Origin of the sequence: Streptococcus cuniculi (assembly GCF_001921845.1) — a bacterium.
Taxonomy (GTDB): Bacteria; Bacillota; Bacilli; order Lactobacillales; family Streptococcaceae; genus Streptococcus; species Streptococcus cuniculi.
The window spans coordinates 106924-129232 of sequence record NZ_MSJM01000006.1 but is presented as its reverse complement, the minus strand read 5'-3'; the positions used below and the strand labels follow the sequence as shown (position 1 = coordinate 129232).

Below are 22309 nucleotides of genomic sequence, written 5' to 3'. Positions count from 1 at the left end.
ATAAAACCTCTTTTACAATGTATGTTCCGTCCGTCCAATAATATCATCTTGTGTCGCTTTGGAAAGCACATTGAAGAAGGCTGAATATCCTGCTACACGTACAATCAAATCCCGATGTTTTTCTGGATGTTTTTGCGCATCTATCAACGTTTCACGCGATACAACATTATATTGAATATGATAGCCATGAAGACGATTAAAGAATGTACGAAGAAGGGCAATCAATTTTTGCTTATCTTCTTCTTTCGCTAATGTCTGTGGGTTTACCTTTTGATTGAGGAGAACCCCACCTACAATTTCATCAGTTGGTAATTTTGAAACAGATTTCAAGACAGAAGTCGGACCTTTTTTGTCCATATTATGAGACGGCGAGCAACCTTCAGCTAATGGTGTTCCTGCATTTCGACCATCTGGAGTAGCCAGCGTTCCACGACCTTGGCCGACATTTGCTGAAATGGACGATGTTCCAGAATAGCGGATGCCTCCGATGGGACCACGACCATAACGGGTATTTGGATATTTCGCAATCTCATCTACATAGATGTCATAAGCATCACAGATTAACTGATCCGCGTAATCATCGTCATTTCCGTATTTAGGAGCTTCATAAATCAGCATGTCTTGGATTTCTTTACCGCGTTCACCTGCATAATCTGTCTCTAAAGCATGCCAAAGTTCTGCTGGTGTTAAGCGTTGTTCTTCAAAGACAAGTTTCTTAATGGCAGCCAATGAATCTGATAGATTCGCAATCCCAACTTGCAATCCTGAAATGTAATCATAGATAGCGCCACCTTCTTTTAGATGCTTGCCTCGTCCGATACAATCGTCTGTCAAAGCAGAGCAAAGAATATCTGGCACTTCTCGCTCTAGTGAAAGATCAATAGCATTTTCCACCACCACACTCATCCGAGTCAAATGGCGAAGTGTTTGATCCCAAGCTGCTTGCAATTCATCAAAACTCTTCATGTCTTGGAAATGTCCAAAGCCTGGTGCAAAACGTTTCCCCGAAGCTGGATCGATTCCATCATTCATCGTGATGAGGAGCACCTTCGGAAAGTTCATATAGCTCATACCTGTACAGCGATAGCCCCATTTCCCAGGAACAGCTGTCTCAACACAGCCAATCGCACTATAATCGTAAGCATCTTCTTCTAATACTCCCTTTTCAATAAAGGAAGGAATGATAATCTCATCATTATTAAAAGCTGGCATCCCAAAACCAAGTTTCATCACTTCGATACACTCATTCATAAAACGGGCATCGAGACCAGCATGATAGCGAACGGTTAAATTTGGTTGTGGCAAGTGCGTTTGAGCTACTGATTTTAACACCAAATAAGATAAGGGATTCACAGCATCTTTCTTATCCCGTGTCTGACCACCAATGGTCACATTTTGATACAAGGGACTACCTGCTGATGAGAATGTGTGGGCTTGGCTACGTACTTTATTAATCGTAATCGTTTTGATCCAGAGATTTGTCAGACGCTCCACGATACTATCTTGCGTTTCACGACCAGATTCCAAGTCAGCTTTTACATACGGGTACATATATTGATCAAAACGACCATAGGATAGCGAGTGCCCATTTGATTCGATTTGGAGAATACATTGGATAAACCAAACCGACTGGACTGCTTCTGCAAATGTAGTCGCTGGCTCATACGGTACTTTTGAACAAATAGCAGCAATTTCAAGCAACTCTTTTTTCCGTTTCGGACTTGCTGTTTCAGCTAATTGCTGAGCCAGTTTGACAAAGCGTTCTGCGTATGTTTTAACCGCGTCAACGACAATAAAAATCGAGTCATAAAAATGATATTTGTCAATACTTGCTGGATCGGTCAAATCCAAGGCTGCTTTTGCTGCCTTTGCCTTTTCTTCAAAGCCCTTCAAACCATACTCCAGCAATTTTTGGTAATTGACCGCTAAGTGGGCATCTCCAGAGTTCATCTTGCCTTCCATGCCAAAGAAGCCTGTTTCCATATAAACCTGCGTCTCCTCAGGAAGCAATACTCCAGCTCTCGAACGCAAATTATTCTTTTCCCAGAAAGGAGCAATACTGCGTAGCTGTTCTTTTGTTTCTTCTGTGATGTAAAACACATCGCCATCCCGCTTTTCAAATAAGTCTAGCTCATTTAAAACGAATTCTAAGGTATACTCAGGGAAAATAGGAGCATCTTTGTTGGAAGAGGCCTGATTCCCAACAATCATCGTTTCATCTTCGATATAAAGCGTCATATTTTCCAAAATTTCCTTTAGCATATAGGCACGCTTTAAGACATTTGGTTTCTCTTTATGCTCCTGATAGGCTTTTGTGGCTAAAACAGCCCGTTCTGCATCAATATAAGGATTTTTATTGAGAACATCCTCCCGATACTTGTTCATTCGTTCTGTTAGGCTGCCAAAATACTCCGTTTTGATGCTAGTGCTAGCAACTTCTACCCTTGTTTTCATGATACTTTCCTTTCTTTCGAAAATATTTTTATTTCGTTTGTAAGTAAATTGTACTTTGTTAGCCTCTTTTTTGTCAATAAAGAAGAGGTAAGTCAGAAAAACACACTCAAATCTGCACATCTGTGCAGTAGTTTTTAGGCAGAAATCCCCTGTTCATTCTTATAAGCAATCGTATCTTGTACTTTAAAGAATGGAAAATAAACAATGGTAGACACCAACAGAATCAGCAACTGAACGACTGCTCCCTGCCAGCCAGCAACCATGAAACCAGAAATAATGGCCGGAGTGCTCCAAGGTAAGGTTACTCCAGAAAATGGAGCCATAAATCCAATGGCAATCGCACTATAGACAATTACTGCTGCTAAAATAGGAACCGCTAAAAACGGAACAAACATGACAGGATTCATCACGATTGGAAAACCAAAAACAACTGGTTCATTCACGTTGAATAAGGCTGGAAATACTGCAACCTTACCCAAGGCCTTGTACTGTTTTGACTTTGCAGCAAACAACATGGCTACTACAATACCAAATGTAATCCCAGAACCCGACATGATTAAAAAACTATCTAAAAATTGTTGAGTGACAATATGGGCTCCATCTTTTACGGATAAAGTACCCGCAGCGAGCATGGCTTTGTTGGCATCTAAATTAGATAGCAATAGGGCTGTGACAACACCATTGACAACCGATTGTCCATGGACACCGAACCACCATAAGAAGGAGATGAAAAAGGCGATTCCAATCGCTCCATAAAGAGAGCCTGTCAAGCCTTGAAGCGGCACTTGTAGCACATCATAAATCATCTCAATAAAGGTTCCGCCACCGGTCACTAACTTCGAGATGATATATACAATCATTGAAAGCAAGAAAATCACAAATGCAGGAATCATAGCTTCAAATTGCTTGGAAATAGCCTGGGGTACTTGTTCAGGCATCTTGATGACAATATGACGTTGAATAAACATCGTATAAATCGCGCCTACCACTAAGCCAATGATAATGGCACCGATAATCCCCTGACCTCCAAACCACACTTTTGTAATCGCATCTCCAATTGCCTCTCCTTGTTCAGGAACATAAGAGGATCTCAACAAAATGAAAAATGCAGACAAGGACAACACCCCAGCTGGCAATGGTTCTACACCACTGTTTTTTGCATAGGAATAACCGATGGAAAAACAAGAAATCAAGCCCATAATAGCAAACGTTCCGCTATAAACCTGCATAAAAGGCTCCGTCCATTCTGGACCGAATACGCCTGCGATAGCTTGGTTTAAACCTTCAAAGGGAAGCTGCCCCATAATCAGAAAGATACTCCCAACTACCGTCAGCGGCAATATCGCTAGCATCCCATCTTTCAGAGCAATAATCCCTCGCATATTGACAAACTTCATAATCGGACCAATGATTTTTGTCGTATCAAATTTAGCCATGACACACCTCTTTTCTTTATTTCATCAGATCTAGTGCTAATTGCAGCACCTTTTTCCCATCAAACATTCCATAGTCCGCCATTGGAATCACAGCGATTGGAACGTGATGAAGATCACAAATTGCTTTGGATTTCTCTAGCGTATAAGCAACCTGAGGTCCAAGCAAGGCAACATCTAATTGAGGAACATGGTCTGCCATCTTCGCTTGTGAAAATGCTTCTATTTCTGCATCAACACCAGCCTCTTTTGCTGCTATTTTCATATTATTGACAAGCATCCCTGTTGAAAATCCTGCTGCACAAAACAATCCAATTTTTACCATTTTCTATTTCTCCTAACGCTTAACTTGCTAATTCTTTTCTCAATTCAATAATTTCCTTAATCAGATTAATCTCTGTAATACTGGTCATGAGATGATCCTGAGAGTGCACAAACAAAGCTGTAATTTCTGTTTTTGTTCCACCCGCTTCCTGAGCCAAAAACTGGGTCTGCATATTATGGGCTTCTAGCAGAGCTGTATCAGCTAGCGCCATCTCATTTTCACTTTCTGCAAATCTCCCGTGTTTTGCATGGTTCAAGGCCTGATAAATGTGCTGTTTGGCATCTCCTGCATTGAGAATCAAGCCCATAATAATGTGATCAGGTACAATAACTTCCATTTCCTTACCTCTTCTTGTTTTTTCTTTTAAAACGCTTTCATTTATACTATATCACCAAGACAAAACCTCGTCAATACATTTGTGCTTATTTATATTTATTGCGACTTTTGTGCAAAATAAACCAAATAAAAACTGCATCTAAAGAACCAGACAGCAAATGCCTACTGCTTCAGATACAGTCTTTTTATTATTCTATTTCATTGGAGAACGTAAAATCTCCATCCAATTCTAAAATCTGTAAAATCGTACGATAATCGGTCACGAGATGGTTGATATATCCCTGGCGCAGTACGGCAAGAATCCCACCTGCCTTATGATCTCCATACGCAATCGCGACAGAATTGGGCACTTTACAAAGCTCCTTGAGGGAAATGGCTATGGTGCGATCAGCCATTTCATCCGCAATTTCTCTTCCTTGCTCATCTAAAAATCGACAACACGTTTCCCCGACTGCTCCACTTTGATCAATCCGTTTAAAATCTTCATCTGTAAGCATATCTAACCATTGCCTGTTGTCTTTATCTGCTCGACCTCCTATGCCTACAATTGCAATATCTAAAGTTTTCCAGTTGTCAATAATCTCTTCGAAATACTTAGAAGTTCGAATCCCTGCTGCTAACTCCTTACTTTCTTGCACAATTGTCGCATTGACAAATGAGCAATCCCCATGAAATTTATGAGTCAACTCATACATCAATGTATTGACATGGTAGCGAGCATTGATATGACTAGGTCCACCAGCTAAAGGATAGAAGTGCACCCCTTTCATCTGGCGCGGCACCATTTTAGCCACAACATTACTGAGCGTTTTCCCCCAGGAGATTCCCACTTTACTGTGGTTTTTGAGAAGACTCCGTATCATAGAGGCCCCCGCTATAGCAATCATATCCTCTAACGATTTTTCAGAAGAAGCAACGCTGGATACAATCTCAACATTTTTAAGGTGGTATTTTTCTTTTACATAATGTTCTAAGTGAAAGAGGTCCGTGTCAAATTCGCGAATTTCAATCGTGACAACCGCCTCTTCTCGAGCTTTCGTTAACATGCGGCTAATCGTTGTTCGATAAATGCCTAATTCTTTTGCGATTTCCGCTTGATTTTTTCCTTCAATATAGTATAGATATGCTACTTTCGCTAACTGTTTTCTGCTGTTTTCTGCTATCCCTCTTCTACCCATCTGTCTTCCTCCAGCTACCTTACTTTTTCAACTCGAACTCCTTGTTGTTGTAGTAGTTCCTCTTTCTCAATCGGTATCTGATCGTCTGTAATGACAAGGCCCACTTCTGCCGTACTAAACTGACTCACCGTCCCTCGTTTACTAAATTTGGTTGAATCGGTCAAAATAACCACTTCCTCAGCTACACGAGCCATCTCTTTGACCACCTCAGTTCGCATCAAATCTTTTCCAGTAAAGCCTTCTTCATCTGCAAACCCATCTGTCCCAATAAAGGCCTTTTTGACATGAAAAAAAGAAATCATTTCTTTTAAAAGAGGACCAACTGTCACCTGAGAATTCTTTTGATATTCGCCTCCCAGTAGCATGACATTACAGGAATCATAGGAACGAATATAGTCCGCAATGAAATACGAATTCGTAATAATCGTGACGTTTCGTTTTTGTTGGCAAATTTGTTCCGCTAACAGAGCACAGGTAGAGCCTGATTCAATCATAATGGTCTCGTTATCCTGTATTAACTCCACTGCTTTTTGGGCAATTTTTCGTTTCTTGTCATGGTGAAACGATAAGCGGACATTCAAATCATCTCCACTGTTTAAAACCGCATAGCCATGCTCACGATGCAGCAAGCCTTTGCTTTCTAATTTATCTAAATCTTTGCGAATCGTCACTTTTGAAACCTTCAACAGTTCCGATAAGGTATTGACATCTATTTTCTCATGTGTTGATACAAGTTTTATAATGTGGTCTAATCGTTCCATAGCTTCACCCCCGTTCTATTTTAACAAATTTTATCCAATAAACAAAATAAAATAAACTTACGTTCGTAATTGATTTAATTTCGTTTTGTTGTTATAATGAAAAAGAAAAGAGGAATTGCGATGAATACGACTAAAGGCATTATTTTTAATATTCAACATTTTTCTATCCATGATGGTCCTGGGATTCGAACAACTGTGTTTCTAAAAGGTTGCCCCCTACGCTGCCCATGGTGCTCAAATCCTGAATCGCAACGGCGGCGACCAGAACCAATGCTTGATGCAACCACCAAACTTCCGATGACAATGGGGGAGGAAAAAACGGTTGATGAAATCATTCAAGAAGTCTTAAAAGACCGAGAATTCTATGAAGAATCAGGAGGTGGCATGACCTTATCTGGAGGAGAAATATTTGCTCAATTTCACTTTGCAAAAGCAATTTTACAGGCTGCAAAAGCAAAAGGGATTCATACGGCTATTGAAACAACTGCCTTTGTTGATCACAAAAAATTCGTGGATCTTATCCAATATGTTGATTTTATCTATACCGACCTCAAACACTATCACACCATCAAACATCGAACTGTTACAGGTGTTGAAAACCAGCTTATCATCAAAAACATTCATTATGCCTTCTCAATAGGAAAAGAAATTGTCTTACGAATCCCAGTCATTCCTAATTTTAATGACTCCTTAGAAGATGCAGAGCAGTTTGCCAGTCTATTCAATGAACTCCACATTGATCAAGTCCAGTTACTGCCCTTTCATCAGTTTGGCGAAAACAAATATCAGCTACTCAATAGAACCTACGAGATGAGCCATGTAAAAGCCCTCCACCCAGAAGACCTCTATGACTACCAACAGGTCTTTCTCAATCATCATATCCATTGTTATTTCTAAACAGCACATTAAAAAAGGGGGCTATCCCCCCTTTTTTATAGTCTTTTAAATGAACTTTAATACATCATCACTTTCAACTTGCCGTACTCATACTCAATGAAAATCAACAGCAGACTAGGCGACGCCGATGCAGATAGAGCCGAAGCTCATCAAATCAAGTCAACAAGGTCTGCTTTTTGATTTTTGAAGAGTATCAAGTACGTCCGCGTCCCAGTTCCTTTTCTGAAAGTTCATTCATTTGACTATAGTTTACTTACCAAATCACCACGCGGTCTTCGGGCTTGCGCCACATGCCGTCTTCTTCTGTGACCTCAAAGGTTTCAAAGAATTCTGCAAAGTTTGGCACTTGGAGGTTGACACGGAGTTTGGCTGGTCCGTGGACATCTACACTTGCCAAGAGCTGCATGTACTCTGTCCGTGCTTTCATGCGCCAGATACGACCCCAGTTGGTGAAGAATTGTTCTGCTGAGAAATCTTCATCTCGTTTTGCCGCCTCAAGCGCTGCTGCAAGACCGCCTAGGTCAGCGACGTTTTCAGAGACAGTCAACTTGCCGTTGACCTTGGCACCATAAGAATCTTGCCCCTCGAAAAGATCCACCACTTTTTGCGTTTTTTCCTGAAAGGCAGCGTAATCTTCTTCTGTCCACCAGTTTTTGAGGCTACCATTTTCATCAAAGGAAGCTCCGTTGGTGTCAAAGGCATGGGAGATTTCATGGGCAATCACAGCTCCAATACCCCCATAGTTTTCAGACGATGTCTGCTCAAGTGAGTAAAATGGTGCTTGCAAAATCGCCGCTGGGAATACGATTTTGTTCTGTTGTGGGTTGTAGTAGGCATTGACCATGTGCGCTGGCATGCCCCACTCGCTATCATCCACCGGTTGATTCCACTGGCTCCACGAATGCTTGATAGAGAGTTCTTTCAAGAACTGAGCATTTTCAAGCAGAGACTTACTCTCATCAATGACCTTGTCATAGTAGCGCTCTGGCAATTTTTCAGGGTAGCCAATATAAGGCTTGATAACACCCAATTTAACAATAGCCTGCTTCTTGGTTTCTTCTGTCAACCAATCATTCGCTGCTAGACGCTCTTTATACACCTCAATCATGGTCGCAATTTTTTGCTCGACATCTGCTTTTGCTTCAGGCGAGAATTTCTCCCCTGCATACCACAAGCCCAAGGCTTGGTTAAATGGTCCTTCAGCCAGATAAAAGGCTGCTTTTTCCTTGCTTTGTGCTTCTGGAGTGCCTGACAAAGCGCGACCATAGGCTCCTGACAAGACACGAATCTCATCGGTCAAGTAAGAAGCGACAGAAGCAACTGCACTCACAATCAAGTTAGCCTTCAAATACTCCCAATTTTCTTCGCAGTAAAATTCTTTTGCTGCCTCCCAGAAACGAGGATTTTCAACGATAATCTTGTCTGGGACTTGTCCGATGACTTGTGTAAAGAAATGTTCCAGAGGAAGGGTCGGAACGAGGGCTGCAAACTCCTTGAAATCATAAGGATGATAGAGTTTGAAATACTCTGACTTGTCTTCGTTAGAAAGAACAATTTTTGCCTCACGCGCATCCTGGTCTTCTATTTTATCCAACAAATCAGTGATTTCCTCGTCTGAAAAGTCAAACTTGCGGAGCAAATCGGTCTTAGATTTCCGCCAAAGGGCTAAGAGCTCTGCTTTTTGCGGATGGTCTTCGGCATAATAGGTCGTATCTGGCAAGATAGTGCTTGGCTCTCCTGCCCAGAGGACATTGGTTTTAGCATCCATGAAGTCTGGGGCAATGCCAAACGGCATGCTATTTGGTTTTCCTGCCAATTCAAAGGCTGCCATTTTTTCAGTAAAATCTGCAAAAGACTGGAGATTCTTGTATTCTTCAATCAAAGGAAGGGCTGGTGCGATACCCGCTGCTTCTCTTTTTTCATGGTTAGCTGCGAGACGGTGGTATTTGACAAAGTTTTGAAGTACACTCTCTTCAGGCATTTCTTCTCCTTTCAACCACTTGTCTGTCGTTGAAAGCATCAAGTCTTCAATCTCATCACGCAAATCAATAAAACCACCTGTCACCGGTTTATCGCTTGGAATGACAGCCGTTTCTGCCCATTTTCCATTGATTGCTTCATAAAAATCATCTTGTAAACGTACCATAAGGGACCTCTTTTCTAAATTTCTATCTACATGATAGCAAAAAGAATCAGAATTTGCAGACATTTAAATAGCTTTTCCTTGATTTTTAAGAAAAAGAGCGTAACAGCTTACATGTCTACCCTCTTTGCAATTTCAAAGCGAGAAATTTTTATTTTTTACAAAATTAACTTGACTTAATTTTTAAATTAAGGTATATTAAAAATCGAGGAGTGTAAAGATGATTGAAATAAAAAATCTAAGCGTCAGCTATCACAACGTGCTAGCCTTAGACGCAGTTCAGTTAACCATTCAAGGTCCTACTATTACAGGTATTCTGGGACCAAACGGAGCAGGTAAATCTACTCTGTTAAAAGCGATGCTTCATATTATTGACCATGAGGGTCAAACGATTCTTGACGGCAAGGACATCCGCAAACAGCGGGGCAAGATTGCCTACGTCGAGCAGAAAGCCGCGATTGACTTTAACTTCCCGATTAAGGTGAAAGAATGTGTCTCCTTAGGACTTTATCCTAAAATCAGCCTATTTCAACGTTTCAAAGAACAGGACTGGTCCAAGGTCGCACGGGCCCTTGAAATTGTCGGAATGTTAGAGTACGCTGACAAGCAAATCAGCGAACTCTCAGGTGGTCAATTCCAGCGAGTGCTAATTGCCCGTTGCTTGGTTCAAGAAGCCGACTACATCTTTTTAGATGAACCGTTTGTGGGCATTGACTCGGTCAGCGAAACGATTATCATGACCACGCTGCGCAATCTCAAAAAATTAGGAAAAACGATTCTAATCGTCCATCATGATTTGAGCAAGGTCACTACCTATTTTGACCAAGTGCTCTTACTCAATCGTCAGGTCGTAGCCTTTGGAGAAACGGACCAAACCTTTACCAAAGACCATCTCAAAGCGACCTACGGCGACCATTTGATACTCATGGAGGATAAGAAGAAATGATTCAAGAATTTATCGAGGGATTGCAAAGTTTTCACTTTCTGCAAAATGCGGTGGTAACCGCCATTGTCATCGGTATTGTCGCTGGCGCAGTTGGCTGTTTTATTATCTTGCGGGGCTTGTCCCTCATGGGAGATGCGATTTCCCATGCGGTATTACCAGGCGTTGCCCTCTCTTATATTTTAGGCATTAACTTTTTTATCGGTGCGATTGCCTTTGGCTTACTCGCATCGGTCATGATTACCTACATCAAAGGAAACAGTATCATCAAGAGCGATACTGCGATTGGTATTACCTTTTCTGCCTTTTTGGCCTTAGGGGTCATTCTCATCGGTGTCGCAAATAGCTCGACCGATTTGTTCCACATTTTGTTCGGAAATATCCTTGCGGTACAAGATATGGATAAGTGGATTACGATTGGCGTTGCTGTCGTCGTACTCTTCTTGATTTTCCTCTTCTTCAAACCGCTCTTGATTACCTCCTTTGATCCCTTACTTGCAAAATCTATGGGCATGCCTGTTAATGCATACCACTACCTACTCATGATTTTGCTGACCTTGGTTTCGGTCACAGCTATGCAAAGTGTCGGAACCATTCTCATTGTTGCCATGCTGATTACCCCAGCCGCTACTGCCTATCTCTATGCTAGCAGTCTGAAAACCATGATTTTCCTATCGTCCACTTTGGGAGCTCTTGCTTCTATCGTAGGACTTTTCCTAGGATATAGTTTTAACATTGCTGCAGGATCTAGTATCGTGCTGACATCAGCCACCTTCTTTTTGATTAGCTTCCTCTTTGCCCCCAAACAAGGCATCTTGATGCGCTATTTCAAAAAGCCGTCTCATACATAAGGAGAAATTGATGAAGAAACTTTCTACCCTAGCGGTTGCTTTGCTTGCAATCGTAGGCCTTGCAGCCTGCTCGAGTCCTTCAAAGGACACTAAATCAGACACTTCCAAATTATCCGTTGTCACCACTAACTCCATTATTGCCGATATGACCAAAAATATCGCAGGGGACAAGATTGATTTGCACAGTATCGTTCCCGTTGGGCAAGACCCGCACGAATACGAGCCCCTACCTGAAGATGTGAAAAAGACATCAAATGCAGACCTCATTTTCTACAATGGGATTAACCTTGAAACTGGCGGAAATGCTTGGTTTACAAAATTGGTCAAAAATGCCAATAAAGTAGCCGACAAGGATTACTTCGCTGTCAGCGACGGTGTTGAAATCATCTATCTGGAAGGAGAAGATGAAAAAGGCAAGGAAGACCCACATGCCTGGCTCAACCTCGAAAACGGGATGATTTATGCCCAAAACATCGCCAAACAATTGATTGCAAAAGATCCTAAGAACAAAGAAACCTACGAGAAAAACTTGGCTATCTACCTTGAAAAACTCGCAACTCTGGACAAGGAAGCCAAAGAAAAATTCAACAATATCCCTGCTGAGAAAAAAATGATTGTCACCAGCGAAGGCTGTTTCAAATACTTTTCAAAAGCCTATCAGGTTCCATCTGCCTATATCTGGGAAATTAACACCGAAGAAGAAGGAACACCTGACCAAATCAAACACTTGGTTGAAAAATTACGCGAGACCAAGGTGTCAGCCCTCTTTGTCGAAAGTAGTGTCGATGATCGTCCGATGAAAACTGTCTCAAAAGACACCAATATCCCAATCTATGCTAAAATCTTCACCGATTCTGTCGCTGAAGAAGGCGAAGAAGGAGACAGCTACTACGCTATGATGAAATGGAATTTGGATAAAATCGCTGAAGGCTTAGCTAAATAGTTTATGGGATGAATTCGACGGAGGGAACATCATCAAAGACCCTACCTATTGATACGATTCTACTTGCTAGAACATCAGCCTATAGACACCTTTATATCTTCTCTCTTTGGTGAATGATTCGTGTCCGTTGGAACCATCCATATATTTTTATCAAACTCCTAGTGCTATAGCTACCGATTAGCCAACTAGGGGTTTGATTTTTTTATGAGCTTACAGAAAAATTCATAACGTTTACTTTTCTTTCAGATTTTTGTTATACTAGATGAAGAAAAAGAGAGGACACCCCGATGACACCTAATAAAGAAGATTATTTAAAATGTATCTATGAAATTAGCACGCGCACGGAGAAAATCACCAACAAGGAAATTGCCGAGCGGATGCAAGTGTCCCCACCTGCTGTCACCGAAATGGCCAAGCGCATGATTGAAGAAGAATTGATTCAAAAAGATAAGAAAGCAGGCTACCTCCTCACTCCTCTCGGTCAAAAAATGGTCGCACGGCTTTATCGCAAACACCGCTTGATTGAGGTCTTCCTTCTTGAACACCTCGGCTATACCAGCAACCAATTGCACGAAGAAGCCGAAGTCCTAGAGCATACCGTATCAGACTATTTCATCGACCAGCTCGATCATTTTCTCGGCTCTCCCAAGACCTGTCCGCACGGGGGTACCATTCCTCCCAAGGACCAACTCTTAGAAGAGCAATACCAAGACACCCTAGAAAAAGTCACAAGTCCCGGAAATTACCGATTGGTGCGTATCAACGACTCCTTTCCCCTACTCCAGTTTCTGGAGCACATCAACCTCACGCTAAATGACAGCTTTGCCGTAAAGCAAATCGATACCTTTACCCAGAGTATCCTCATTCAATGCAAAGAAAAAACGATTACGATTCCGTTTGCCATTGCAAATGAGCTGTATGTCGTCGCAATAAAAGACCTGTAACCTCTTGTTCAGAAAGAGGCTTCAGGTCTTTTTCTTATGTTTTATTTATTCTTTGTATCTAACACAATGGTCACTGGCCCGTCATTGGTAAGGGAAACCTGCATGTCTGCGCCAAAGATACCTGTCTCAACAGGAACAAAGGCACGCAGGGCTTGGTTCAGCTCCTCATAGAGGGCCTTAGCAAGGTCTGGCGCAGCGGCTCCTGTAAAGGCTGGACGGTTGCCCTTTTTCGTATCCGCAAACAAGGTAAACTGCGAAATCGAGAGAATCTGCCCTGAAACATCTTGAACAGAGCGATTCATCTTCCCCTCTTCATCTGAAAAAATCCGCATATTGGCTATTTTCCTTACGGCATAGTCCACATCTTCCTTACCATCATCAGGTCCGACACCGACCAAGAGGAGCAAACCTTGTTGAATTTGACCGTAAAGCTCTTGCTCAATTATGACAGACGCTTCTCTTACCCGTTGAATGACTATTTTCATCTACACACCTACCCATTTGTTCGTTTGACCGAGTATACTTCTGGTACAGACTTGATTTTATCGACCACGCTGGTCAAGGTTGCCAGATTGGGAATCCCAAAAGAGACGTGAATAGTCGCAAATTTCATGTCCTTGGTCGGCTGGGCATTGACAGAGGAGATATTCTTACTGGAGTTGGTCAAGACCTTCAAGACATCGTTGAGAAGACCTGAGCGGTTGAGACCATAAATATCGATATTGGCCATGTATTCCTTGCTGGACGGCTCATCTTCCCAAGACACATCAATCAAGCGCACTTCGTAATTTTCCTGACTTTTCAGGTTCATACAATCTGCGCGGTGAACCGCTACACCACGTCCCTTGGTAATGTAGCCTGTAATCGCATCTCCAGGGACTGGATTACAACATTTGGCCAGGCGAATCAAGAGACCAGATGCTCCTTCGATGACAACACCGCCCTCGTGGCGAATTTTTAAGCTGTCCTTATTGTCCTGCTTGACCTCACCACCGTTGACCAATTCGTCCGCAACAGCTTTTGCCTTGGCCCGCTCTGCCTCCCGCCGCTCTTTTTCTGTCAGGCGATTGAAGATAGACATGGCTGAAATTTCTCCAAAACCAACAGCCGCAAAAAGCGCCTCATCGGTCTTGTAGCTCGTTTTTTGTAATACATCGTCTAAGTGCTTGCGGTCCAGATATTGGTTGGCCACATAGCCATTTTCCTGTAGGAGGTTCTGAATTAGCTCACGCCCCTTGGTAATCGACAATTCCTTGTCTTGATTTTTGAAAAACTGACGAATCTTATTGCGGGCTTTGTGGGTTTTCACCAGATTGATCCAGTCACGGCTCGGACCAAAGGAATTGGCGCTCGTGATAATTTCAACTTGGTCGCCTGTTTTCAACTTGGTCGTCAAGGGTACCATCCGACCGTTGACCTTGGCACCTGTCGCTTTTTCTCCGACCTTGGTGTGGATTTCATAGGCGAAGTCAATCGGCACCGAATCCTTAGGCAATTCTCTGACCGAACCGTCGGGTGTGAACACGTAAATCCGCTCGGTGAAAATATCATCCTTGACAGAGTCCACAAAGGTCTGCGCATCACCAGCATCCGCCTGCAACTCAATCAAGTTATTGATCCATTTGAGCTCTTGCTGACTAGCTGTCGCCTTGCCACCACGCTTGTAGGCCCAGTGCGCTGCCACCCCGTATTCTGCCACTTGGTGCATTTCTGCGGTCCGAATCTGAAATTCAATCGGTCCTTTTGGACCATATACCGTCGTGTGAATCGACTGATAGCCATTGGCCTTGGGATTGGCAATATAATCCTTAAATCGACCGGGCATGGGACGCCACAGCTCATGGATATAGCCCAACATAGCGTAGACATCGCTCGGAGTTTCCATGATGCAGCGAATGGCAATCAAGTCATAGAGCTGGTCAAAACGCTTCTTCTTGTCGTGCATTTTCCGATAAATCGAATAAATATGCTTGGGACGACCATAGATATGCCCGTGGAGATGGTGTTCGCTCGCAAATTCACGAATCTTATCGACCACCTCATTGACTAGGGCTTCCCGTTCCCTGCGCTTTTCGGTCATGAGGTGCGTAATCTTGTAGAACTCCGTCTCGTTCAAATAGCGAAAGGCCATGTCTTCCAATTCCCACTTGATAGAAGAAATCCCCAAACGGTGGGCTAGCGGCGCATAGATTTCCATGGTTTCACGTGAAATCCGCTCCTGCTTGTCCTTACGCAAATGCTTCAAGGTCCGCATATTGTGCAGGCGGTCCGCCAATTTGACCAAGATTACCCGCATATCCTTGGACATGGCAATCAACATCTTACGATGATTTTCTGCCAACTGCTCTTCGTGGGATTTGTATTCGACCTTCCCCAGTTTGGTCACTCCATCCACAATCATCCGCACGTCAGAGCCAAACTCTGCTTCCATCTCATCGAGCGTCACATCGGTATCTTCTACCACATCATGAAGAAAGCCACAGGCAACCGTTACCGCATCCAGCTGCAATCCTGCCAAAATCCCAGCCACCTGAATGGGGTGGATAATGTAAGGCTCGCCTGATTTGCGGAACTGCTGACTATGCGCTTCTACAGCATACTCCAACGCCTTGCGTACAAAGGCCACATCTTCTTCTGGCATATACTGGGCCGTCAGAGCAATGACATCTTCTCCTGTTAGATTGATTTCTTTCATATTCTCTTCCTTTTCCTGCCGTCTATTGTTCCTATTTTACCATTTTAGCTAAAAAAGAAAAAGGCTCAAACCCTATCTTTATGCTATAATAAATAAAAATACTCTAAGGGAGAAAGTCATGAACCAACCAATCATTGTGACAAGTAAGAAAAGCCGCTATGGCGTATTGAGTATCCTTTCCTTATTTATGACCTTGATATCAGGCCTCTGTATCTTTGCCTATTCTAGTGAGCTACACATTCCCATTCTGTCCTTGATGTTCATTTTGGTCGGTGTGATGGGAGTTGCTTTTTTCGGCTGGTCCTTTGTATTTTATACAAAATGTATCTTTGCTAAACAGCTCCCTCCCATTCTCACCGTTGATGATAAGGGCATAACAGACAAGTCTTCTGCCATTTCAATCGGCTTTATTCCGTGGGAGGATATCTCCTATATCCACCTCCAACCCCACCTCAATCAGACCTACATCTCTGTTACCCTAACAGACAACGATAAGTATTTGGCTAAGATGAATGCTTTTCAAAAATATAGTTCTAAGGCAAACCTCAAAATGGGTTTTCCCTTGGTCAACATCGTTTTGACAACTAGCAGCCAAACTCCTCAACAGGTTTACTATGCGATTCTTCATCAATATGGGGATAAGTTTATACAATAAAAACTTGCATATGCAAGTTTTTTTATTGTTGCATTTCTAAAGCAAAGCTCACCACTGATAGAGCATAGAGAGGAGCGGTCTCTGCCCGCATAATCCGTGGACCAAGCCCGACCTTGTGGGCACCCTTTGTTTCAAATTGTGCGACTTCATCAGGCGACAATCCACCTTCAGGACCAAAGATAAAGAGTATCTGATCACCATTTGAACTCTTTGAAAGAGCCTCGACCAAAGTAGCCCGCTCTCCTGCCTTGGCAGATTCCTCATAGGCGATGAGAATCGTATCAAACTGATTAAGCATCGCTAGAAATTCCGCCTTACTTGCAAACAAGTTCACCTCAGGTACTCGATTGCGCTTGCTCTGCTCTGCTGCTCCCAAGGCGATTTTCTGCAATTTTTCAACTTTCTTTGCAATCTTCTTGCTGTCCCATTTGACCACCGACCAGTCTGCTGGAAAGGCCCAAAGTTGACTAGCCCCTAGCTCTGTTGTCTTTTGAGCGAGAAATTCTAATTTATCTCCCTTGGGAAATCCGCAAGCAATGGTCACATTTACTGGCAATTCAACCTGATCTGGCAATTCCTCGATTAGTTCAAAGCGATGGTCATTTTCATCAGCCACACGCGCCAAGCGCTTGATGCCGTCATCAAAGACAAGTACCACTTGGTCATCTTTTGCCAGCCGCATGACCTGAAACATGTGTTTGACGGTATCCTTATCCTCGATGACGACACTTGATTTGGCCTCACCTTTTACAAAATACTGTTGCATCTAGCCTCCTATGACACCTGAAATATCATGCGTTTTTTTCAATACAAGGGCATTCCATTCTCCTTGAATCATCTGAGTTTCAAGGAAGAATCCTGCACGATAAGCTGCTTCTAAGACCATATCCAACTTGTCCGCAATAATCCCGCTCATGATGAGATACCCCTCGTCTTTGAGTAAGCGATAAGCATCCTCTGTCAAATGCACCAGGATATCAGCCAAGATATTGGCCACAATGACATCTACCTCCAGCTCTACACCACGAAGCAAATCCCCTGTCTGCACCGTGATATTGTCCGTATGCGCATTGAGATCAATGTTTTCCTGCGCGACGCGCACCGCCACTTCATCAAGGTCATAGGCATAGATTTCACCTGCACCTAAAAGAGAACTCGCAATCGAAAGCACACCGCTTCCTGTTCCCACATCAAGCACTCGCTCGCCTCCCCGCAAGACCTGCTCAAGGGCAAACAAGCTCATCTTGGTGGTCGGATGCGTACCTGTCCCAAAGGCCATACCAGGATCTAAGCGAATAACCTTCTCACCCGCTGTTGCCTCATAATCGGTCCAAGACGGCACAATGGTCAAATCGTGGGTAATCCGTGCTGGTTCGTAATATTTCTTCCAATTGTCCGCCCAATCTTCTTCGGCCAATTCTTTTGAATCAAGAACATAATCGCCCAATGTCACTCCAGATTTAGCCAGTCTTTCAAGACCAGCTTGAAGGTTCTCCGTAACTTCAGATAAGTCTATAGTATCAGGGTAATAGGCCGTGATTGCAATCATATCGGACTGCTCCACTTCGGGATAAAGTTCACCAAAGCGATCCTCCTGACCAATATAATCAGCAGAGTCCGCAATCGCAACCCCCTGACTGCCAGTTTCAATAAGGAGGTTAGAAACCGCCTCCTCAGCCTCACGCAAAATGTGAATGGTAAGTTCGTTCCACATATAAGATACAAAGGGACGCTCGCGTCTAGGCAGTTTTATCTTTTTTCCTAGAAAATTAGTCCCGTGTTCAGTTTAACCCTTTATATTAAACTGAACTCTCCTTTCTATTTCATTTTTGCCTTATAAAAATCTTGTCCTTAGATCTCGTCTATCATTTTGTCTCGTTTAGATTCTTGACTCATCCAATCCCTCAATCGTCCTTTCAAACTCTCGTAGACTTGATCATCTGACAGGAAATATTCAATCGGCATCATCTTCCATCCCTGTCCTTCATCCCCAAAAACAATCTTGTCGATTTGGTCTTGAGAAATCTCTCCCACCATAAAAACGGAGTCTTTGGTCAAATCAATCAGACCTGGATAGGCCTTTACCCAGCCGATACTTTCTTTAGAAATCGTGATACCCAATTCTTCAAAAACTTCACGTTGAACACATTCAAAAGGAGTTTCATTGCCTTCTCGTCCACCACCAGGTAAATCCCATGTATTTGGATAAGGAATCGTAGGAATATCATCACGTAAGACAGTCAAAATCTGGTCATCTTTCAGCAAAGCAATCTTTGAACCCGAAAAATTAAAACGCTTATCAAGTAAATTCATCCATAACCTTCAATTCTATGCCAATGGCACCGTATTTTTTAATTTGCTCAGGAGAGTAATCGCTAATGAAGCATACACTTTCCCTTGTTCTTTTGGGTAAATAGCTACACTTGCTAACCAGCCTTCTTTTTGAATTAGTCGGCAATCGCAACGCCCTGCGCGCCCAGCTCAATCAAGAGATTCGACACCATCTCCTCGCCTTCTCGCTCAAGCTCTACCCGTAATTCCTGCCACATAGTTTCTCCTTTACTCGTTTATTTCTTGCTCTTCTAGTTCTTTTAAAGTTACACCCACCTGATTTTTCCACTCTGTCCGCCCGTTTGCGCTCATTCCCAAAACAAACATAGCTGCTGTTGAAGCACTATTAAACAGCTGATTTTGCTGCAATATACCTTCTTGAATGACACCTTTCTTTGCCAGCTCTTCTCTTAGCTCTTGCACGGATTGAGAAAGATGCGGGGCAGCAATCAGATCCACCATACTCCCTTTTAAAACCACAAAGCCTTCTGCAGTTCGTTTGCAAGTTGCTCTCATTTCCTGCTTAGATTTCTTTGTCTTTCGTCTGAGATAGAGTAGCTGGGCATCATCTTGAATGTTCTCAGAATGAACAATCTCTGGCTGGATAATGGGCACAAATAGTTTGTAGCCTAACGTACCGATAATCATGAGTGCATATTCAATGATTTCATCTAATTCTGCCTGCTTTTCCTCGGTTACATGACCTGGATTGGGTTCGTTGCCATTTTTGACCACAAAACGTCACGCTTCCTTTGCAAGATTGGTGAATGAATTTTCCAAATAGCTAATCTCTGTCGGCCCAAAAGAGTTATTTTGTGTCGTCAAAATAATCACATCGTTGAAATAATCTGCATGGGAATCTCTGGTATGCTCCTGCACACGCAACAGAACACCCTCTCCATTTTTTCGAGTGGTTGCTTGGCCAATATAGGTAATGTCCTTCTGGGTCTCATCATCCTTACCAAACAGAAAATAAATCCCACTCTGCTTGAGTTCGTCACGCTCCTTTAGACTAGCAAGTTGAATGCGAGGAATTTTATACAAGACTCCTGTCCAGTTGGACAAGGTGCACTTCATGCGTCCTGTGACATCTCCATCCATCAGAAAAATATTGATATTTTTACTCCGATGAGCCATGGCTAATACCTCGGATACGGGTGAAAATCGCTTTCCTCAAGAGCTGCTCTGCCATTTTCAAAGGCTTCCTGATCCCAAGAAATCGCAAATTCTTCTGTCTCATCATCTCCTAAAAAGTCCATGAGGTCATCCAATCCTTTTTCTGCTGTCTCTGCTAAAAACTGGACAAAATAGGCGATAAACTCGCTGGACAAGCCTTTTTTCTGCTCATAGGGAATACTCACCAAGTAGTCCTCCTCCTTGACCCTTGACTTCAAGGGATTGTAAAACAAGACCGCTTCTTCAAAGAAAATGTCGTCTGTCGTCGCATTTCCCTCATCATCGACCGTTTCAATGCCAGCGCTGTTTTCTACTTCCAGCAAAAAAGCGACCTCGACCGCATGGTTTTTCTTGTCCCAATTGATTTCAAAATCATAGGGAAACTGTTGCTCCATAGTCTTATCCAATACATCTAAAAATCCGTACTTGCTCATCTTGCCTCACTTTGCGTTATTTATGATAGAATATATAGATAAGTGTACCATAAAACCAGCTAAAAAGATAGAAAGGATGAAGCCACATGATCGATAACCTCGCTCTTAACATGCGCCCCAAAACGATTGATCAAATCATCGGACAGCGCCACTTGGTCGGAGAAGGAAAAATCATCCGCCGCATGGTGGAAGCTAAACGCCTGTCTTCCATGATTTTGTACGGCCCACCAGGGATTGGAAAGACCAGTATCGCAAGCGCCATTGCAGGAACCTCCAAGTATGCCTTTCGCACCTTCAATGCCACTGTTGACACCAAAAAACGCCTCCAAGAAATCGCTGAAGAAGCCAAATTTTCAGGAGGATTGATTCTACTTCTGGACGAGATTCATCGCCTAGACAAGACCAAACAAGATTTTTTACTGCCTTTGTTGGAAAATGGCAATCTCATCATGATTGGAGCCACCACAGAAAATCCTTTCTTTTCCGTGACACCTGCTATCCGCAGTCGCGTTCAGATTTTTGAGCTGGAACCTCTCTCCAATGAGGACATCAAGACAGCCGTTCAGACTGCCCTGTCAGATTCCGAGCGTGGATTTGACTTTCCGGTTAGCCTAGACGGTGATGCGCTGGATTTCATCGCCACCAGCACCAACGGAGACCTGCGTTCAGCCTTTAATTCCCTCGAATTAGCCGTTCTTTCAACACCCGAAAACAAGGATGGCATTCGCCATATCACCCTTGACACGATGGAAAATAGCCTGCAAAAAAGCTATATCACCATGGATCGAAACGGAGATGGACATTACGATGTCCTCTCTGCCCTGCAAAAATCCATTCGCGGAAGTGATGTCAATGCCAGTCTCCACTATGCCGCGCGTTTGATTGAAGCTGGAGATTTGCCCAGCCTTGCCAGACGGCTCATGGTCATTGCTTACGAGGATATTGGACTTGCCAATCCTGATGCCCAGATTCACACGGTGACCGCCCTTGAAGCAGCTCAAAAAATCGGCTTCCCCGAAGCCCGTATTCCCATTGCCAATATCGTGATTGACCTCGCCCTATCCCCCAAGTCCAATTCTGCCTATCTTGCCATGGATCAGGCTCTTGCGGATCTCAGGAAAAACGGCCACCTCCCCATTCCGCGCCACCTCCGCGATGGGCATTACAAGGGCAGTCAAGAATTGGGCAACGCCCAAGACTATCTCTATCCCCACAATTTCCCCGAAAAGTGGGTAAACCAACAATATTTGCCAGATAAACTCGTCCATCAGCACTATTTTGAGCCAAACGAGACTGGAAAATACGAGCGAGCCCTCAAATTGACCCAGGAAAAAATCACCGAACTAAAAAATCGAAAAGCCCAAAACCCTTGATAGAGTAGGCAAAAACCCCGCTCGCTATGATAACGCTTTCTTTTTTGCGAATTTTCTCTTGATTTTTTTTCAAAATATGATAAGATAAATACATAGATAAGAACTGCTGTGGTATACGAATTCATACCTATGTGTTGACCGACTATTTTTGTATTACTAGGGAAACAAGTGTTTTCTAACAGTATGCAGGCCGTCTCACACGGAAGCGACTGAAGTTAGAAACGAGTTACCCACCTGCTACTTACTGTGCGGGATCAATACAATTCATGAATCACCGGTACCAATACAGCGTTTTTCTTTTCCTTCCTTAGCTCAGCTGGCAGAGCAGCGGACTCTTAATCCGTGGGTCGTAGGTTCGATCCCTACAGGGAGGATGTTCGCATATCTCCGAAAGCCTTGTACTGCAAGGCTTTTTTGGTATTTTCCTCTCAAACGAT

20 protein-coding genes, 1 tRNA gene, 1 other RNA gene and 2 pseudogenes are annotated in these 22309 nt (G+C 43.1%); 9 read left to right on the top strand and 15 right to left on the bottom strand.

Features of this window, described 5'->3' with window-relative positions:
• Window positions 1-12: 12 nt before the first annotated feature.
• The 6 genes from BU202_RS07600 to BU202_RS07575 all read right to left on the bottom strand — a co-directional run bounded on the left by BU202_RS07600 (window position 13) and on the right by BU202_RS07575 (window position 6487).
• Window positions 13-2454 carry a glycyl radical protein gene (locus BU202_RS07600; RefSeq protein WP_075105192.1) on the bottom strand — a complete coding sequence of 814 codons (2442 nt, stop codon included), beginning with the start codon at window positions 2452-2454 and terminating at the stop codon, window positions 13-15.
• Window positions 2455-2588: 134 nt separating this feature from the next.
• Entirely contained in the window at window positions 2589-3890 is a 1302-nt protein-coding gene (locus tag BU202_RS07595) for a PTS sugar transporter subunit IIC (protein WP_075105191.1), read from the bottom strand.
• 16 nt (window positions 3891-3906) lie between these two features.
• Window positions 3907-4212, bottom strand: a complete 306-nt coding sequence (locus BU202_RS07590) for a PTS sugar transporter subunit IIB (protein ID WP_075105190.1) — start codon at window positions 4210-4212, stop codon at window positions 3907-3909.
• A 19-nt stretch (window positions 4213-4231) separates the two neighbouring features.
• Window positions 4232-4549: a PTS lactose/cellobiose transporter subunit IIA gene (locus BU202_RS07585; RefSeq protein ID WP_075105189.1), complete on the bottom strand. Its 318-nt coding sequence runs from the start codon at window positions 4547-4549 to the stop codon at window positions 4232-4234.
• A gap of 187 nt (window positions 4550-4736) precedes the next feature.
• Window positions 4737-5726 (bottom strand): sugar-binding transcriptional regulator, encoded by a 990-nt coding sequence (locus tag BU202_RS07580; RefSeq protein WP_075105188.1) that lies wholly within the window; start codon window positions 5724-5726, stop codon window positions 4737-4739.
• Window positions 5727-5740: 14 nt separating this feature from the next.
• A complete protein-coding gene (locus tag BU202_RS07575) occupies window positions 5741-6487 on the bottom strand; it encodes a DeoR/GlpR family DNA-binding transcription regulator (RefSeq protein ID WP_075105187.1) in 747 nt (248 codons plus the stop codon).
• 120 nt (window positions 6488-6607) lie between these two features.
• On the opposite strand from BU202_RS07575, the gene BU202_RS07570 reads away from it, so the two are divergent.
• Entirely contained in the window at window positions 6608-7384 is a 777-nt protein-coding gene (locus BU202_RS07570) for a glycyl-radical enzyme activating protein (RefSeq protein ID WP_075105186.1), read from the top strand.
• A 253-nt stretch (window positions 7385-7637) separates the two neighbouring features.
• Here BU202_RS07570 and BU202_RS07565 read toward each other — a convergent pair whose 3' ends face one another.
• Entirely contained in the window at window positions 7638-9530 is a 1893-nt protein-coding gene (locus BU202_RS07565) for a M13-type metalloendopeptidase (protein ID WP_075105185.1), read from the bottom strand.
• Window positions 9531-9747: 217 nt separating this feature from the next.
• Here BU202_RS07565 and BU202_RS07560 point away from each other — a divergent pair, with 217 nt between their 5' ends.
• The 4 genes from BU202_RS07560 to BU202_RS07545 all read left to right on the top strand — a co-directional run bounded on the left by BU202_RS07560 (window position 9748) and on the right by BU202_RS07545 (window position 13208).
• The gene (locus tag BU202_RS07560; RefSeq protein WP_075105184.1) at window positions 9748-10473 is read left to right on the top strand and encodes a metal ABC transporter ATP-binding protein; all 726 of its coding nucleotides are present in this window, start codon (window positions 9748-9750) and stop codon (window positions 10471-10473) included.
• Complete coding sequence (locus tag BU202_RS07555) at window positions 10470-11321, top strand: metal ABC transporter permease (protein ID WP_075105183.1); 852 nt, start codon at window positions 10470-10472, stop codon at window positions 11319-11321. Before BU202_RS07560 ends, BU202_RS07555 begins: the two co-directional genes overlap by 4 nt.
• A gap of 10 nt (window positions 11322-11331) precedes the next feature.
• On the top strand, window positions 11332-12264 hold the full coding sequence (locus tag BU202_RS07550; RefSeq protein WP_075105182.1) for a metal ABC transporter substrate-binding protein: 933 nt from the start codon (window positions 11332-11334) through the stop codon (window positions 12262-12264).
• A 287-nt stretch (window positions 12265-12551) separates the two neighbouring features.
• Complete coding sequence (locus BU202_RS07545) at window positions 12552-13208, top strand: metal-dependent transcriptional regulator (protein WP_075105181.1); 657 nt, start codon at window positions 12552-12554, stop codon at window positions 13206-13208.
• Window positions 13209-13249: 41 nt separating this feature from the next.
• Here BU202_RS07545 and dtd read toward each other — a convergent pair whose 3' ends face one another.
• Window positions 13250-13693 (bottom strand): D-aminoacyl-tRNA deacylase, encoded by a 444-nt coding sequence (gene dtd / locus BU202_RS07540; protein ID WP_075105180.1) that lies wholly within the window; start codon window positions 13691-13693, stop codon window positions 13250-13252.
• Window positions 13694-13701: 8 nt separating this feature from the next.
• Window positions 13702-15903, bottom strand: a complete 2202-nt coding sequence (locus BU202_RS07535; protein ID WP_075105179.1) for a RelA/SpoT family protein — start codon at window positions 15901-15903, stop codon at window positions 13702-13704.
• Between the two features lie 118 nt (window positions 15904-16021).
• On the opposite strand from BU202_RS07535, the gene BU202_RS07530 reads away from it, so the two are divergent.
• Window positions 16022-16558, top strand: coding sequence for an STM3941 family protein (locus BU202_RS07530; protein WP_075105178.1), 537 nt, complete (start codon window positions 16022-16024; stop codon window positions 16556-16558).
• 22 nt (window positions 16559-16580) lie between these two features.
• On the opposite strand, the gene BU202_RS07525 is transcribed toward BU202_RS07530, so the two are convergent.
• From BU202_RS07525 to BU202_RS07505, 6 genes and pseudogenes are all read right to left on the bottom strand, one after another.
• Complete coding sequence (locus BU202_RS07525) at window positions 16581-17324, bottom strand: 16S rRNA (uracil(1498)-N(3))-methyltransferase (protein ID WP_075105177.1); 744 nt, start codon at window positions 17322-17324, stop codon at window positions 16581-16583.
• A complete protein-coding gene (gene prmA / locus BU202_RS07520) occupies window positions 17325-18272 on the bottom strand; it encodes a 50S ribosomal protein L11 methyltransferase (RefSeq protein WP_075105176.1) in 948 nt (315 codons plus the stop codon).
• A gap of 137 nt (window positions 18273-18409) precedes the next feature.
• Entirely contained in the window at window positions 18410-18871 is a 462-nt protein-coding gene (locus BU202_RS07515) for an NUDIX hydrolase (protein WP_075105175.1), read from the bottom strand.
• Window positions 18872-19008: 137 nt separating this feature from the next.
• Window positions 19009-19107: pseudogene (locus BU202_RS10475) on the bottom strand (50S ribosomal protein L11 methyltransferase); the annotation flags it as partial.
• A 10-nt stretch (window positions 19108-19117) separates the two neighbouring features.
• A pseudogene (locus BU202_RS07510) lies at window positions 19118-20026 on the bottom strand (GIY-YIG nuclease family protein).
• Window positions 20027-20028: 2 nt separating this feature from the next.
• Window positions 20029-20499: a DUF3013 family protein gene (locus tag BU202_RS07505; protein WP_075105174.1), complete on the bottom strand. Its 471-nt coding sequence runs from the start codon at window positions 20497-20499 to the stop codon at window positions 20029-20031.
• 86 nt (window positions 20500-20585) lie between these two features.
• Here BU202_RS07505 and BU202_RS07500 point away from each other — a divergent pair, with 86 nt between their 5' ends.
• From BU202_RS07500 to BU202_RS07490, 3 genes are all read left to right on the top strand, one after another.
• Complete coding sequence (locus tag BU202_RS07500; protein WP_075105173.1) at window positions 20586-21872, top strand: replication-associated recombination protein A; 1287 nt, start codon at window positions 20586-20588, stop codon at window positions 21870-21872.
• Between the two features lie 100 nt (window positions 21873-21972).
• Window positions 21973-22168, top strand: a non-coding RNA gene (ssrS, locus tag BU202_RS07495) — 6S RNA.
• 5 nt (window positions 22169-22173) lie between these two features.
• Window positions 22174-22246 (top strand) — tRNA-Lys (locus tag BU202_RS07490).
• The last annotated feature ends 63 nt before the right edge of the window (window positions 22247-22309 follow it).

Excerpts from the sequence above, each read along its gene's own strand:
- BU202_RS07600 (WP_075105192.1), bottom strand. The coding sequence starts at position 2,454 with ATGAAAACAAGGGTAGAAGTTGCTAGCACTAGCATCAAAACGGAGTAT.
- BU202_RS07595 (WP_075105191.1), bottom strand. The coding sequence starts at position 3,890 with ATGGCTAAATTTGATACGACAAAAATCATTGGTCCGATTATGAAGTTT.
- BU202_RS07590 (WP_075105190.1), bottom strand. The coding sequence starts at position 4,212 with ATGGTAAAAATTGGATTGTTTTGTGCAGCAGGATTTTCAACAGGGATG.
- BU202_RS07585 (WP_075105189.1), bottom strand. The coding sequence starts at position 4,549 with ATGGAAGTTATTGTACCTGATCACATTATTATGGGCTTGATTCTCAAT.
- BU202_RS07580 (WP_075105188.1), bottom strand. The coding sequence starts at position 5,726 with ATGGGTAGAAGAGGGATAGCAGAAAACAGCAGAAAACAGTTAGCGAAA.
- BU202_RS07575 (WP_075105187.1), bottom strand. The coding sequence starts at position 6,487 with ATGGAACGATTAGACCACATTATAAAACTTGTATCAACACATGAGAAA.
- BU202_RS07570 (WP_075105186.1), top strand. The coding sequence starts at position 6,608 with ATGAATACGACTAAAGGCATTATTTTTAATATTCAACATTTTTCTATC.
- BU202_RS07565 (WP_075105185.1), bottom strand. The coding sequence starts at position 9,530 with ATGGTACGTTTACAAGATGATTTTTATGAAGCAATCAATGGAAAATGG.
- BU202_RS07560 (WP_075105184.1), top strand. The coding sequence starts at position 9,748 with ATGATTGAAATAAAAAATCTAAGCGTCAGCTATCACAACGTGCTAGCC.
- BU202_RS07555 (WP_075105183.1), top strand. The coding sequence starts at position 10,470 with ATGATTCAAGAATTTATCGAGGGATTGCAAAGTTTTCACTTTCTGCAA.
- BU202_RS07550 (WP_075105182.1), top strand. The coding sequence starts at position 11,332 with ATGAAGAAACTTTCTACCCTAGCGGTTGCTTTGCTTGCAATCGTAGGC.
- BU202_RS07545 (WP_075105181.1), top strand. The coding sequence starts at position 12,552 with ATGACACCTAATAAAGAAGATTATTTAAAATGTATCTATGAAATTAGC.
- dtd (WP_075105180.1), bottom strand. The coding sequence starts at position 13,693 with ATGAAAATAGTCATTCAACGGGTAAGAGAAGCGTCTGTCATAATTGAG.
- BU202_RS07535 (WP_075105179.1), bottom strand. The coding sequence starts at position 15,903 with ATGAAAGAAATCAATCTAACAGGAGAAGATGTCATTGCTCTGACGGCC.
- BU202_RS07530 (WP_075105178.1), top strand. The coding sequence starts at position 16,022 with ATGAACCAACCAATCATTGTGACAAGTAAGAAAAGCCGCTATGGCGTA.
- BU202_RS07525 (WP_075105177.1), bottom strand. The coding sequence starts at position 17,324 with ATGCAACAGTATTTTGTAAAAGGTGAGGCCAAATCAAGTGTCGTCATC.
- prmA (WP_075105176.1), bottom strand. The coding sequence starts at position 18,272 with ATGTGGAACGAACTTACCATTCACATTTTGCGTGAGGCTGAGGAGGCG.
- BU202_RS07515 (WP_075105175.1), bottom strand. The coding sequence starts at position 18,871 with ATGAATTTACTTGATAAGCGTTTTAATTTTTCGGGTTCAAAGATTGCT.
- BU202_RS07505 (WP_075105174.1), bottom strand. The coding sequence starts at position 20,499 with ATGAGCAAGTACGGATTTTTAGATGTATTGGATAAGACTATGGAGCAA.
- BU202_RS07500 (WP_075105173.1), top strand. The coding sequence starts at position 20,586 with ATGATCGATAACCTCGCTCTTAACATGCGCCCCAAAACGATTGATCAA.